Here is a 13146-nt window from a genome sequence, read left to right on the forward strand (position 1 = left end):
ACACCGGAAAGGCCGGACATCCTCCGCGGAGGATGTCCGGCCTTCGTCGATCGAGCACACTCAGCCAAGCGTCACGTGAGTTGCTTGGCGGGTTCCTCCCGCTCGCCGCCTGGAGTCTTCGAATCCGGCTTGTTCGGTTCCGGATTCTTCGCATTCAGTTCCGGGTTCTTCGAACCGATGAACTGGCACAGGTGGTACATCCCGATCACGACGATGGTGCCGAGCGCGATGCCGCTGAGCGAGAACGTGTCACTGAACTTCAGGGCCGTGTCGCCGATACCGATGATGAGGCCGGCCGCGATCGGCATGAGGTTGAGCGGATTGCCGAAGTCGACGCCGTTCTCCTTCCAGATCTTGGCGCCGAGAAGGCCGATCATGCCGTAGAGCACCACGGTGATTCCGCCGAGAACACCGCCGGGCGTCGCCGAGATGACGGCACCGAACTTGGGGGAGAAGCCGAGCATCATGGCGACGATGCCGGCAACCGCGTAGGCGGCGGTGGAGTACACACGGGTCGCTGCCATGACACCGATGTTCTCGGCGTACGTAGTGGTGGGCGAACCGCCGACGCTGCTGGCGATAGCGGTGGCGAAACCGTCACCGGCGAGCGCACGTCCCATGTACGGGTCGAGGTCGTCCCCGGTCATCTCGGCCACGGCCTTGACGTGGCCCGCGTTCTCCGCGATCAACGCGATGACACCCGGAAGGACCAGGATGATGAACGTGAGGCTGAACGACGGAGCGTGGATGCCGACGATTCCGTTGGCCTCGTCCGAGAACGGGGGAAGGCCGAACCACGACGCCGACTGCACCGAATCCCAGTTGACGCGGAAGTGCTCGGTGATCTGACCGGTGCCTGCGTCGTAGGAGGTGATCGTCCCCGAGACCCGGTCGAGGATCCAGGAGAGGACGTAACCGAAGATCAGCGCCAGGAAGATGGCGATGCGCGCCATGAAGCCGCGTAGCGCGATACTCATGACGATCAGGGCCACCATGACGATCAGGGCCACCCACTGGTCCTGCGGCCAGTACAGCCCCGCGACGACGGGTGCCAGGTTGAATCCGATCAGCATCACCACTGCGCCGGTCACCACCGGGGGAAGAACCTTGAATACGACCCGGCCACCGAGGAAGTGGATCGCGATACCGATGGCTGCCAGGACCAGTCCGGACACCAGGATCGCGCCGGTCACCTCTGCGGATGTTCCGCCCTGGGCACGAATGGCGGCGATACCACCGACAAAGGCCGCCGACGTACCGAGGTAGCTGGGGATGCGTCCCTTGACCACCAGCAGGAAGAAGAGCGTACAGAAACCCGACATCATCACGGCAAGTTGAGGATTGAGCCCCATGATGATCGGGAAGACGAACGTCGCGCCGAACATCGACACCACGTGCTGGCTGCCCAGCCCGATGGTTCTTCCCCAGCTGAGCCGCTCGCCGGGAGCGACCACTTCACCCGGTTTGATGTTCTTTCCATCTCCGTGCAACGTCCAAATCGGCATGATGGGACCTTTCGTGCAGAGGAAGGTGTCCGAACGCTGAGTGTGCTCCAGCTCACAAAACACCGTGACTGGAGTGAAACGCTATTACAGCGCAGGGGTATCGACGTGATGACAATCTGCCAGAACCCACGGACTCGGATTGGCAATATTAGTGATTGATGCCGCGCATCGCGGTTATCTTCAGTGCTAGAGACAGATCCAGCCGTAGCTCGGGTTGCGCCGTGAAGGGTCCCAGCATTTTCTCCAGCTTAACGACCCTGTAACGCAGTGTGTTGTAATGGAAGTGGAGCTTGCGCGCTGTCTCGGCGATGTTGATGTTGGTCGCGAGCAAGACTTCCAATGTCTTGCGCATGTCCTGCGCTTCGGCAGTTTCCTCCGTCAATTCCCGCAGCGTCTCGCGGGCGAACGTCTCGAGCTCGTTTTCGTCCTCGACCAGACTGAGCAGTCTGTACACGCCCAGATCGTCGAACTGAGTCACCGTCCACGGACCGGAGATCCGTCGCCCGACGGTCAGTGCGGTGCGCGCCTGACTGTAGAGCGCCGGAACGGCGTCGATCGCCGCTGTCGGCCGGGACACCCCGACACTGAACGGCCTTCTCCCGCCGCCACCTTCACCGCGAACGACCGTGACGAGGTCCCGCACCAATGCCATCGTGTCGGTGCCGACGCCCATCACGATCACCGTCTCGCCCGTCAGCGCGGTCACCGCCGCACCGGGATCACGGTGGGCGATCGCGCCGGAGAACGCCATCGCCTGGCGATCGACGACGGGCAGCCGAGCGGGCGCCGCCGAGGCCGGTTCGTCGATCGGGTCCGGCTCGATCGAGACGATCACCAGCGGGCGGTCGAAGTCCCAACCGAATGTCTTGGCATGGGAGACAACGTGATCGTGGTCCCCGGCCCGACCGAGGAGCAGGTCGTGAACGAAGTTGGCGCGATGGCGTTCTTCCACCGACGCAACGGCCTGCTCACGGGTGATGACCAACGCGCACACCGACGCGGCCCGCTCGACCAGGTACTGGTCGTAACTCGTCATGACGCGCTCACCGGTGAACAACGCGAGACGCCCGTGGTCGATGTGATTGGCGGAAATCGCGGACACCGCGATGAATTGACCGTCGAACTCGTGCAGACCCAATCCGCCCTCGACGGTGTCGGTCCGCAGACGACCGGTGGAATCGACGGCGGGACAGGCAGACAGATGCTTGCGCTCCGCGGCGTCCCCGGCGCGGCAGATCTCGCGTCCGTCCGAGGTGGTGATCAGGGCAGCGCCCTTCATCTCCCGTGCGATGACCTCGGTCAATTGCGGGCGGCCGCCGCCGCCCATCACGACGTCGACCAGCAGCCGTCGCAAGCGCTCGGCCCCGAACATGGCGTCGATCTGGGCCGACTCCGTCTGCTCACGGTCTCTCGCCGCAGGGTGATCGCACGCACCGTGAAAAACCAGGAGCGGGAAGCCGGCGCTTTCGGCCGCGTCGACCAGCTCCGGCGCGAGAGTGTCCCCGTCTGCGCCGAATTGGACGGCAAGTGCCGCAACACCTCGCGTCGACAACCGTCCGACAAATGCTTTGAAGGTTTCGGTGACCCTGGCGAGGGTTTCCGGCGTGGTGATCAGCAACTGTCCGTGCCGCAGCCACGGTCCGATGTCCGGAACCGCCATGAATCCCACCCGGGCTACCGTCGGGTCTTCGCAGCCGCCGGCGACCTTTCGAACACCAGGAAGGAGCTGGGTTCGAAGAAGTTCGGAGAGAACAGCATTCACCTCGGATGCCGGTACGGCCGGGTTTGCCACTTGGCAGGCACCTCGATTTCATTCGGATCACGGAAGATGGTTCACGAAAGAAACGATCCTATCCCCACCGAACACAAGATGTCCGAATTCAGCGCAGTCGACTCAGGCCGTTCGATGCAGGGCGGTCGGATTCTCCTGAGGTGGCGGGTGGATCGGCCCCTGCAGATCCCGCAGTTCCAAACCGGAGGCATTGCGAAGGGTCTTGGTCATCTCGGCGAGGATCGACACTGCAGTCTCCTCCGGTGTCCTCGCGCCGAGATCCAACCCGATCGGTGAGTGCAGACGCCCCAACTCGGCGTCGGTGACGCCTCGCTCCTTCAACAGCGCCACCCGACGCTCATGCGTCGCACGACTTCCCATCGCGCCGACGTACGCAGCCGGCGAACGCAGCGCGATCTCGAGCAGGGGGATGTCGAACTTCTCGTCGTGCGTGAGCACGGCCAGGACGGTTTTGTTGTCGATCGGTGCGGTTTCGAGGAACTTGTGTGGCCACATGACGACCAGATCGTGGGCGTCGGGGAAACGCGCCCGTGTCGCGAAGACCGGCCGTGCGTCCACGACGGTCACTCGGTAACCCGCAAAGGCGCCCAATGTACACATCGATGCCGCGAAGTCGATGGCCCCGAACACGTACATCCGCGGTAGTGGCGCGAAGATCTCGACCAGCAGGTCGTGCTGCGAATCGATGAGAGTTCCCGCCGGCGCGACAAAAGCGACGGACTCACCGGTGTCCATCGTGCGCAGCAGGATGGACACCTCGTCCTCCGTGGCATCCAGATCTCCGCTGCGTCGGCCGTGCTCGACGACGAGGTGCCGTGCCGGTGCTCCCGGACGCACTTCGGTGACCACGACGACGGGCGTATCGGCCTCGATCCGTTCACAGACCTGACCGAACTCGACGAAATCGGCTCCGACGGCCTGGACGAACACTTCGATGGTTCCGCCGCAGGTCAGCCCTACTCCGATGGCGTCGTCGTCGGAGACGCTGAAGACCTCGACGCGACTGGTGCCGTCGGCGAGAACCTCCTGGGCGATCTCGTACAGTGCACTCTCGATACACCCGCCCGAGACGCTGCCGACCACCTCGCCGGAGCGTGAGACGGCCATCGAAGCACCGGGCATGCGCGGTGAGGATCGCCAGGTACGGACAACCGTCGCCAGTGCAAAATCCTCGCCGCGGGCGTGCCACTGCGCCAGCTGAGTGGAAATGTCGCGCATCGCCTCGCCTCCCGCTTGCATCGCCGTCCGTAGAGAGTTCACGGTATCGGCCCACCGCAATCCTGCCTGTCACACAATGCGCCTAAATCCGGGCCCTGCAGTTGTGCAATGTCGCCGTCGCATCACCTTGCGCTCTCGACCAGTGTTGTCACCGAGCCCAGCCGAAAGCAGGCCTGACCTTCATTCTTCCCCTCTCCGACGATCACTGCAGCGGCAATCCACGCAGATGGTGCGACGGATCGAGTGGGCGACGTTGCACACCACAGAACCGAGGTTTCTCCCATGGACCAATTGCTCAGCGGTATCAAAGTTCTCGACCTCACCCGTGCTCTCGCGGGGCCTCTGTGCACGTCGCTGCTCTCGGACTTCGGCGCCGACGTGGTCAAGGTCGAAACCCGTGGCTCCGGCGACAGTTCGCGTCAGTGGCCTCCGTTCGACGGCGATCGAAGCCTCTACTTCGCTTCCGTGAACCGCGGCAAACGGTCGATCGCCATCGACATGCGCAGTGACCGCGGGCGGAAACTGCTTCGCAGCCTGGCCCTCGACGCAGATGTGCTGGTCGAGAACTTCCGTCCGGGAGTACTGGCCGACATGGGGCTCGATCCCGACTCGCTCGAGCAGGAGAATCCAGGGCTCGTCGTGATGAGCATCAGTGGTTTCGGCCCGGTGGGCCCGGACCAGTTCGCGCCCGGACTCGATCAGGTGGCCCAGGGCATGTCCGGGCTGATGTCGGTCACCGGTGCCGGGGAACAGACCCCGATGCGGGTCGGTATCCCCATCATCGACACGGTCTCGGGCATCTACGCGGCACTGGGAATCACGGCGGCGCTTGCCTCTCGCGGTCGCGACGGTCGTGGGCACCGCGTGCAGACCTCGTTGCTGGAATCCGCGATCTCGATCATGACCTTCCAGGCGCAGGACTACCTGAGCACCGGGCGGGTTTCGACGCCGAACGGCAATACGCACCCGACGATCACGCCGTACGGCGCTTTCGACACTGCCGACTTCCCGATCAACATTGCCACCGGCTCGGACAAGCACTGGATCGCACTGTGCTCGGTACTCGGTGACCCCGAGCTCGCCTTCCGTACCGAATATGCCACGGGTAAAGAACGTTTGGCGCACCGAGACCAACTGACCAAAGAACTCGAGGACCTACTGACCACGAAGGGCGCGGCGCAATGGATCTCCGAGATCCGCGGTGCCGGAATCCCCTGCGGCCCGATCCATTCGATCGATCAGGTGTTCTCCGACCCTCAGGTCGAGGCATTGCAGATGGTCGAGCAGACCCAGAGCGCCGACGGAACGTCGATTCCCGTTGTCCGCGGACCGTTCTGGGTGGACGGCAAGACCCTTCCCGTCAGGAATGCGCCACCCATGACTCTCGGCGGTGACGCCGACGACGTACTCACCGACTTCGGCCTGCGCCCGGAGGAGATCGAGGATCTTCGCGCAAATTCGGTGATCTGACCGCACACTAGTAACAGAGCAGACGCTCTGTTACTGTGCGTTCATGCCTCGGCCACGCGTCCACGACCTCGACACCCTGCTCGACGCTGCCGAAAAACTTGCCGCCACTGCCGGACCGAGCGCTGTCACGGTCCGGGCAGTCTCCGACGCCACCGGTGTATCCAACGGGGCGATCTATCACGCATTCGGCTCTCGCAGTGGACTGGTCGGTAGCGCGTGGCTGCGTGCTGCGCGACGATTTCTCGCGCTTCAACAATCGAGAGTGGACGACGCTCTCGCGGACCCGTCGCCGACTTCGGCGGTTTCCGCCGTCGTCGCAGCCGCCGAAGTTCCGGCCGTCTTCGCGCTCGACTACCCACAATCCGCGTTGCTGCTGTTGACGATCCAGCGCGACGAACTGCTCGGCACCGACGTCCCTGCCGACATCGCCGAGCAACTCACACAACTCGACCGGTCTCTGGTCGAGTTGTTCATCCGGTTGTCGACCGCGCTCTGGGGCCGCAAGGACGGCCGAGCCGTCGAGGCAATCGAGGCCTGTGTTGTCGGCCTGCCTACCGGATTACTCATTCATCCCGCCAAACGCGCCGACGGTTGGCGAGTCCCCGACGCCGCAGCACGCGCGCGGTTGGATGCCGCCGTTCGAGCGGTTCTGCATCTCGACCCACCACTGCCCAAGCCACGCAACAGGAAAGGCCAATCATGACCGCAACTCTGCGCTTCGAAGACAAGATCGCCGTTCTCGATCTCGGCGAGGACGAGAATCGATTCTCGCCGGAGTGGCTCGATTCCGTCGACAAGCTACTCGACCAGGCTTTAAGCGAAAGCGCTCATGCCCTGGTCACCACGGCGACGGGCAAGTTCTACTCCAACGGACTCGACCTCGACTGGCTGGGCGCGAACGGCGACAAGGCGAAGTGGTATGTGCAGCAGGTGCAGTCGCTGTTCGCTCGGATGCTGACGTTCCCGATGCCCACCGTCGCGGCGATCAACGGCCACGCCTTCGGAGCCGGCGCCATGCTCGGCATCGCGCACGACTACCGCGTCATGCGCGATGATCGCGGCTACTACTGCTTCCCGGAGGTGGACATCAACATCCCCTTCACCGAAGGAATGGCAGCTCTCATCCAGGCCAAACTCAGCCCGGCGTCGGCAATCGTCGCCATGACCACGGGGCGGCGATACGGCGGAAGTGACGCATTCGCAGCCGGTTTGGTGGACTTCACCGCATCAGTCGACGCTTTGACCGCCAAGGCCATCGAAATGGTTGCACCGATCGGCCCGAAGAATGCGGGCACACTGGGGGCAATCAAGTCGACGATGTTCGCTTCAGTGGTCACCGCTCTGAACACCGACGGCTAGAAGCGACGGACTGTGTTCTCGCAGAGCCGCTTCCAGATCGTCGGCAACACTCTCGGGATCGCGGCCTTCGGTGCTCAGAACCACGTCGACTCCACTGAGCGTCGGCATCGAACCGGCCAGCAGTTGTGACGCCTCCACCAACTCGTCCAACCCGGCCCAGCCGGTCGGTTCACGTTCGATGATTCTGGTACGCAATGTATCCGGATCGGCCTCGAGGCGCGCCAGCAGGTGCCCCTCGGCGCCGGTCGCGGCCAGCAAGGCATGCCCGTAGTCGTCGTCTTCGACGGTCGCCGTGAGGAACAGGAGTTCGTACCCCGCTTCCCGGTACGACGCGCACAACATCCCGACGTGTGCGATTGCCCGTTCGGTCCCCAGCGGCGGATAACACCGCTCGAGTTCGTCCACCTCGATCATCGCGTTGCTCACCCCGGCCTCGCCGAGTCGATCGTGAAGCGCGGTCAGCACGGAACTCTTCCCCGCGCCCGGCGGGCCTGTCAGCAGTAGTACGAACACGTCCTCCACTATTGCAGAGCCGTAAGCACGTCCAGAACCTTGTGCAGGCGCGGGGCGGCGAGAAGGCTGAAGAAGACAGATTGACGTGTACAACAGCCCTGATCGGAGCACCGCGATGACCACCACGATCACCGAAATCGCGCCGGACATCTACCGACTGTCGACCTTCGTGGACGAAGCGAACCTCACGATGAACCAGTTTCTCGTCGACGGCGAGGAACCCTTGCTCTTCCACACCGGGCAGCGAGCGTTGTTCACCTCGGCTTCCGACGCACTCTCCACGCTGATCGACATCGACCGTCTGAAATGGATCACGTTCGGTCACGTCGAGGCCGACGAATGCGGGTCCATGAACTCCTGGCTTGCGGCGGCCCCCGAAGCGCAAGTTGCACACGGTGCGATGGGGTGCTTCGTCCAGGTCAACGATCTGGCCGATCGGGCGCCACTTCCCTTGCAGGACGGCGACGTACTCGAAACCGGCAGCCGCCGAGTCCGGCACATCGACACCCCACACGTCCCACACGGTTGGGACGCGGGTCTGATGTTCGAGGAGACGACGTCGACGCTGTTCTGCGGAGATCTCTTCACTGCGTTCGGGCACCACCCCGCGACCACCGAGCACGAAATCGTCGGTCCCGCTTTGGAAGCCGAGGACTTGGGCCACGCCACCTGCCTCACCCCGGATCTCGAACCCACGATCCGCGCCCTGGCCGACCTCGAGCCGCGGATTCTGGCTACCATGCATGCACCGACGTACTACGGCGACTGCGTCACCACGCTTCACGACCTTGCCGACTCGTACGCAACACGTTTCGCAGCCGAAACCGAAAGATGGAAGTCAGACTAGAGCTTGCGCATTCGACGTGATTCGCGCCGCCACGGACAGCGCAACATGCTCGTGGAACGGCCGGGCCACCACTTGCACCCCGACCGGTAAACCGTTGCGGGAGAGTCCTACCGGAACCACGACCGACGGAAGGCCGAGCACACTGATCGCCCGGCAACTCGCGAGCGCGTCCATCCACGTGAGTTTGCGACCGCCCACCTCGAAGCTCTCCACACCGAGCGGCGGAGCGAGCACCGACGCAACCGGCAGAATCAGTACGTCTCCCATCTCGCCGAGGAATTCGCTGATCAACACCGCGCGATCCGCCCACAGCGCTTCCACCTCGGCGGAACTCCGATCATGGCCTGCCGCAAGCATGGCGGTGATGTCCGCGTCGAAAGAGTGCGCTGAACCTGCGGCGAGAGAGTGGATGTCCGCGTGGGTCTCGACCGATCGCAACGCGCCGAAAAGCGCGTTGGCCCGCGACAGGGCCAGACCGTCGTACTCGCTCGCATCCAGACTGTTCGCCACCGAGCGAACCGCCGTCAGGATTTCTTCGTCGACAGGCATGGTTCCCTCGCCGGGTGCCCAGCGGATGTCGAGATCGTCGACGTCGACCGAATCAGGCTCGCTCCACGAGAAATGCGGCTTCGACAGGACGCGCAGCGCAAGCGTCGCATCACCGAGGTTGCGGGCCAGTGGGCCGATGGTCTGGATCGTGCCGTGCATCGTCGCAGGATTGGCGAGTACCCGTCCATCCGAAAGCACGCCGGGGTATTGCCCTTCAGGGTCGACACGTCCGGGCGTCGGGCGAACCGAAGTGAGGCCGGTGCAGTGGGCGGGCCAACGCACCGAGCCACCAAAATCCGTACCGAGTCCGAGCACGCTCATTCCGGCAGCAACCGACGCGGACTCGCCGCCACTCGATCCGCCGGGGGACCGGACGACGCCGTCCGGTCGCACCGGACTGGCCGTGGTTCCGAACAGTTCGTTTCGAGTCAGGCCGCACGCGCCGAATTCCGGGGTGTTGGTCTTGCCGATCAGAATTGCACCGGCAGCCTTGAATGCCGCGACGGCCGGGGCGTCGACGGTCGGGACGTTGTCCGCCAGAGTGCGAGAACCGGCAGTGGTGCGCACGCCGGCAGTGGCGATCAGGTCCTTGACCGTGAACGGAACCCCGGCAAGGGGGCCGAGTGTCTCACCGAGAAGGCGTCGTTCGTCCAGGGCATCCGCGGCCGTGCGAGCCTCCTCGGCGCACATGGTGACCAGTGCGTTGAGTTCGTCATTGCATTCGTCGACCCGTGCGAGGTGGTCTTCGACGATGGTCCGCGCCGACGCCTGACCCGACCGCACGGCTTCGGCGATGGATCGGGCATCACGGCCCACCCAGCTCTCACGACTCATCGCACGCCTCTCCTTGCCAGTACCCTCTGCCGAGCTTAAGGACAACGAGCAAGCCGAGAAACGACCACAATGCACATACCGACGGCTCCGGCGATGTGAGGTTTTGCCACAACGTTGGCAGCTCCCGAGGGATCGGTCAGGTGCTGGTATCTACAAACCCTGCCTGATGAATGCTGCAAGCTTCTCGATCTGTTGCTCGTTTCGTTTGTAGTGCCTCCACTGGCCGATTCGTGTGGTGGTCACCAAATCCGCGGCCTGGAGTGCGGCCATGTACTGAGACGCAGTCGATTGCGACACCTTCGCCCTCGCTTGAATGTGCTTGAGGCACACTCCGACCTCCTCGGCAGGCTCGAGTTGAGGGGGAAAGCTCCCGGGGTCTTTCAACCACTGCAGGATTTGCACACGCATCGGGTTGGCCAGCGCCTTGAACGCCGTTTCCCACTCGGTTGTTGCGTCTTCCATGTTCGTGAGCATACCGCTAGATCGCGAAATGCCGATATGTGTGGTTCACTCCCTATATCGCAACATCGCGATATACCAATGGGAGACTGAAATGGTGCAGCACGACAAAGTGGCCCTCGTGGTCGGAGCCCGAGGCGTGATCGGTGGGAACTTGATCGATCACCTCGAGTCGACCGGAGAATGGAAGAAGATCATCGGACTCTCGCGGCGAGGCGGTACGGACACCGACCGGGTCGAACACATCGCAGTCGACCTGCTCGATCCTTACCGGACTGCAGCGGCACTGAGCGGACTGGGCGACGTCACTCACGTCTTCTACGCCGCCTATCAAGACCGCCCGACATGGGCCGAGCTGGTTCCGCCCAACTTGGCGATGCTGGTCAACACTCTCGACGCCATCGAGCCCGTTGCGGGCGGACTCGAGCACGTCAGCCTGATGCAGGGCTACAAGGTTTACGGGGCACACCTCGGACCGTTCAAAACTCCGGCCCGCGAGAGCGATCCACCGCACATGCCACCCGAGTTCAACGTCGACCAACAGCAGTTCCTCGAACGCAGGCAGCTCGGCAAGTCGTGGACATGGTCGGCGATCAGACCCTCGGTCGTCTCCGGATTCGCACTGGGTAACCCGATGAACCTCGCGATGGTCATCGCCGTCTACGCGACCATCTCGAAGAAACTGGGTGTCCCACTCCGATTCCCCGGCAAACCCGGCGCGTACACCAGCTTGATCGAGATGACCGACGCCGGACTCCTGGCCGAAGCGACGGTCTGGGCCGCGACCAACCCCGAGTGCGCAAATCAGGCGTTCAACATCAACAACGGCGACCTGTTCCGCTGGCAGGAGATGTGGCCGAAGATCGCAGCCTTCTTCGGCATGGACGTCGCACCTCCGCTCCCGATGTCCCTCGACGTCGCAATGGCGGACAAGGAGTCGGTGTGGGATGCGCTCGTCGAGGAACACCACCTTGCTCGGACCCCGTATTCCGATGTCTCGTCCTGGGGGTTCGGTGACTTCGTATTCGGATGGGACTACGACTTTTTCGCCGATGGATCCAAAGCTCGGCGGTTCGGATTCCATCGCCACGTCGACACCGAAGCGATGTTCCTGGACATCTTCGCCAATCTGCAAGCTCGGAAGATAATCCCCTGACCAGGAACACGGTCACGCCTGACTCGTACAAACATCTGCACTGTCGGACCCCACGACTAACGTCGTAGGCGGGGTTTGAAAAGCAGGGGTTTCGGCGAGTCGTCGGTAGGGCCCCATGCGCCCCCGGACCAGAGGAGCGACGATGTCGGACAATACTTTCGATCTGGAAATCCTGAGTGCCTGGACTACTTTCGAGACTCATCTCGCTCGCTACATCTCCGTGATGGAGGACGACGACACCCTCGTGGTGGAGTCGCATTACGACAGCATGGACGAACTGGCCGACGCACCCGCGTGCATCCAGTTCTTCGCATGGAACCAGACCTCCGTGCGCTGTGAAGTTCCTTCCAACAGGTTTCTGCATCCACTGCGCATGCTCGAACCGGAAGACCATTCAGCGCTGCTCGACATGGGGTTCAACGCTCCCGATCTGTGCGAGCACGAACCCGAGGGCAATGGGTCCATGTCCTTCTACATCGACGTCGACCGCGCTCGTCCCGAGGAGCTGGTGACAAAGGTGTTGCGCGTCTTCCGCGAAATGTGGAGCATTGCGCACCCGTCGTTCCTGCGTGCCAGCACCAGTGGGCGCGAGTCGACGCCGGCGTTCGCCACGACGCCGTCTCACGCTCCCTCGGGTTCGGGCGACATGCTGCGGATCCTGGTCGACGGGGCCGTCGAGCGCCTTCTCGGTCATCCGCCCAAGCGTGACGACGACGGCGATATCCCGCTGGTCCGCGGTGAGCAGGTCACCTATGTTCGTGTCCTCGAGGACGACGAGTACGTAGAGGTGTTCTCGCGGGTCGTGCATTCGGTGGAGAACCTCGAGAACGCTGCTGTAATTCTTGCTCAGCTCAATCGGCAATGGCCGACCATCAAGCTCATTCTCGTCGAGCAGAGTGTGCTGGGCGTGGTCCGCGTGGACGGCGCACCCTTCGTCGCCGAGCACCTGCTGCGGGCTCTGCGCTCGTTCGCCGAACTGGCCGAAGCATCCGACCAACTCGCCGAAGAACTGGGCGGGCAACCCATCCGCGCAACCGGAGACACCGCCTTCAACGACGGCATGGCCTCCGAGCACGAAGATCCCGGTGCCGAATACGAGTCACACGAGTGCCACGAATTTCCGCCGGCTCTCATGGCGCTCCTCGAACTCGACGCAGACGGAACGGGCGAGCTCAGCGCCGAAGAGGTTGCCGTGATCTGTGAGCACGACCGCGACACCATTCTCGACTACCTGCGGATCAGCCAGGAGCAGGAGACTGCCTGGCACGAGGCGTTGACCGAGTCCATCCGCCGCAAGGACGACGACACCGACCTGTGTGCGGGCGAGAAGCGCGCGTGGACGCACGCGATCCGCAACCTCAGGCGCGGACTGCGCGTCGTCGTACTGCCCGCCAAGGATGCAGCGCCCACCCAACTCGGTCTCTTCGACGATCAGGCCTGAGAA

Annotated in this window: 12 protein-coding genes; 6 read left to right on the top strand and 6 right to left on the bottom strand. The window is 63.4% G+C overall.

Annotated elements, in window-relative coordinates; all coding sequences use genetic code 11:
- Window positions 1-71 precede the first annotated feature (71 nt).
- The 3 genes from G9U53_RS07115 to G9U53_RS07125 all read right to left on the bottom strand — a co-directional run bounded on the left by G9U53_RS07115 (window position 72) and on the right by G9U53_RS07125 (window position 4515).
- Window positions 72-1505 carry a solute carrier family 23 protein gene (locus G9U53_RS07115; RefSeq protein WP_042450598.1) on the bottom strand — a complete coding sequence of 478 codons (1434 nt, stop codon included), beginning with the start codon at window positions 1503-1505 and terminating at the stop codon, window positions 72-74.
- A gap of 148 nt (window positions 1506-1653) precedes the next feature.
- Window positions 1654-3297: a PucR family transcriptional regulator gene (locus tag G9U53_RS07120; RefSeq protein ID WP_165638507.1), complete on the bottom strand. Its 1644-nt coding sequence runs from the start codon at window positions 3295-3297 to the stop codon at window positions 1654-1656.
- Between the two features lie 102 nt (window positions 3298-3399).
- A complete protein-coding gene (locus G9U53_RS07125; protein ID WP_007735213.1) occupies window positions 3400-4515 on the bottom strand; it encodes an XdhC family protein in 1116 nt (371 codons plus the stop codon).
- A gap of 282 nt (window positions 4516-4797) precedes the next feature.
- Between G9U53_RS07125 and G9U53_RS07130 the strand changes: the two genes are divergently transcribed.
- From G9U53_RS07130 to G9U53_RS07140, 3 genes are read left to right on the top strand one after another with little or no spacing between them, the layout of a single operon-like run.
- Window positions 4798-5985: a CoA transferase gene (locus G9U53_RS07130; protein WP_003946016.1), complete on the top strand. Its 1188-nt coding sequence runs from the start codon at window positions 4798-4800 to the stop codon at window positions 5983-5985.
- A gap of 43 nt (window positions 5986-6028) precedes the next feature.
- Window positions 6029-6688, top strand: coding sequence for a TetR/AcrR family transcriptional regulator (locus G9U53_RS07135; protein ID WP_003946066.1), 660 nt, complete (start codon window positions 6029-6031; stop codon window positions 6686-6688).
- Window positions 6685-7344 (top strand): enoyl-CoA hydratase-related protein, encoded by a 660-nt coding sequence (locus tag G9U53_RS07140; RefSeq protein ID WP_007735215.1) that lies wholly within the window; start codon window positions 6685-6687, stop codon window positions 7342-7344. Before G9U53_RS07135 ends, G9U53_RS07140 begins: the two co-directional genes overlap by 4 nt.
- On the opposite strand, the gene G9U53_RS07145 is transcribed toward G9U53_RS07140, so the two are convergent.
- Window positions 7312-7857 (bottom strand): hypothetical protein, encoded by a 546-nt coding sequence (locus G9U53_RS07145; protein ID WP_257233117.1) that lies wholly within the window; start codon window positions 7855-7857, stop codon window positions 7312-7314. The two genes, G9U53_RS07140 and G9U53_RS07145, sit on opposite strands and share 33 nt — an antisense overlap.
- Window positions 7858-7972: 115 nt before the next feature.
- Between G9U53_RS07145 and G9U53_RS07150 the strand changes: the two genes are divergently transcribed.
- On the top strand, window positions 7973-8704 hold the full coding sequence (locus tag G9U53_RS07150) for an MBL fold metallo-hydrolase (RefSeq protein ID WP_003946042.1): 732 nt from the start codon (window positions 7973-7975) through the stop codon (window positions 8702-8704).
- Here G9U53_RS07150 and G9U53_RS07155 read toward each other — a convergent pair.
- The gene (locus G9U53_RS07155; protein ID WP_165638508.1) at window positions 8696-10087 is read right to left on the bottom strand and encodes an amidase; all 1392 of its coding nucleotides are present in this window, start codon (window positions 10085-10087) and stop codon (window positions 8696-8698) included. The genes G9U53_RS07150 and G9U53_RS07155 overlap by 9 nt on opposite strands.
- 150 nt (window positions 10088-10237) lie before the next feature.
- Window positions 10238-10549, bottom strand: a complete 312-nt coding sequence (locus G9U53_RS07160; protein ID WP_007735219.1) for a metalloregulator ArsR/SmtB family transcription factor — start codon at window positions 10547-10549, stop codon at window positions 10238-10240.
- A 91-nt stretch (window positions 10550-10640) separates the two neighbouring features.
- Here G9U53_RS07160 and G9U53_RS07165 point away from each other — a divergent pair, with 91 nt between their 5' ends.
- Both G9U53_RS07165 and G9U53_RS07170 read left to right on the top strand, forming a co-directional pair.
- Window positions 10641-11702: an SDR family oxidoreductase gene (locus G9U53_RS07165; protein ID WP_165638509.1), complete on the top strand. Its 1062-nt coding sequence runs from the start codon at window positions 10641-10643 to the stop codon at window positions 11700-11702.
- Between the two features lie 142 nt (window positions 11703-11844).
- On the top strand, window positions 11845-13143 hold the full coding sequence (locus tag G9U53_RS07170) for a hypothetical protein (protein ID WP_165638510.1): 1299 nt from the start codon (window positions 11845-11847) through the stop codon (window positions 13141-13143).
- Window positions 13144-13146: the final 3 nt, after the last annotated feature.

It is taken from the genome of Rhodococcus sp. D-46 (genome assembly GCF_011290655.1).
Lineage (GTDB): Bacteria > Actinomycetota > Actinomycetes > Mycobacteriales > Mycobacteriaceae > Rhodococcus_F > Rhodococcus_F qingshengii.

Coding starts and splice junctions, on each gene's coding strand:
- G9U53_RS07140 (WP_007735215.1), top strand. CDS start 6,685: ATGACCGCAACTCTGCGCTTCGAAGACAAGATCGCCGTTCTCGATCTC.
- G9U53_RS07150 (WP_003946042.1), top strand. CDS start 7,973: ATGACCACCACGATCACCGAAATCGCGCCGGACATCTACCGACTGTCG.
- G9U53_RS07155 (WP_165638508.1), bottom strand. CDS start 10,087: ATGAGTCGTGAGAGCTGGGTGGGCCGTGATGCCCGATCCATCGCCGAA.
- G9U53_RS07115 (WP_042450598.1), bottom strand. CDS start 1,505: ATGCCGATTTGGACGTTGCACGGAGATGGAAAGAACATCAAACCGGGT.
- G9U53_RS07160 (WP_007735219.1), bottom strand. CDS start 10,549: ATGGAAGACGCAACAACCGAGTGGGAAACGGCGTTCAAGGCGCTGGCC.
- G9U53_RS07130 (WP_003946016.1), top strand. CDS start 4,798: ATGGACCAATTGCTCAGCGGTATCAAAGTTCTCGACCTCACCCGTGCT.
- G9U53_RS07125 (WP_007735213.1), bottom strand. CDS start 4,515: ATGCGCGACATTTCCACTCAGCTGGCGCAGTGGCACGCCCGCGGCGAG.
- G9U53_RS07165 (WP_165638509.1), top strand. CDS start 10,641: ATGGTGCAGCACGACAAAGTGGCCCTCGTGGTCGGAGCCCGAGGCGTG.
- G9U53_RS07135 (WP_003946066.1), top strand. CDS start 6,029: ATGCCTCGGCCACGCGTCCACGACCTCGACACCCTGCTCGACGCTGCC.
- G9U53_RS07170 (WP_165638510.1), top strand. CDS start 11,845: ATGTCGGACAATACTTTCGATCTGGAAATCCTGAGTGCCTGGACTACT.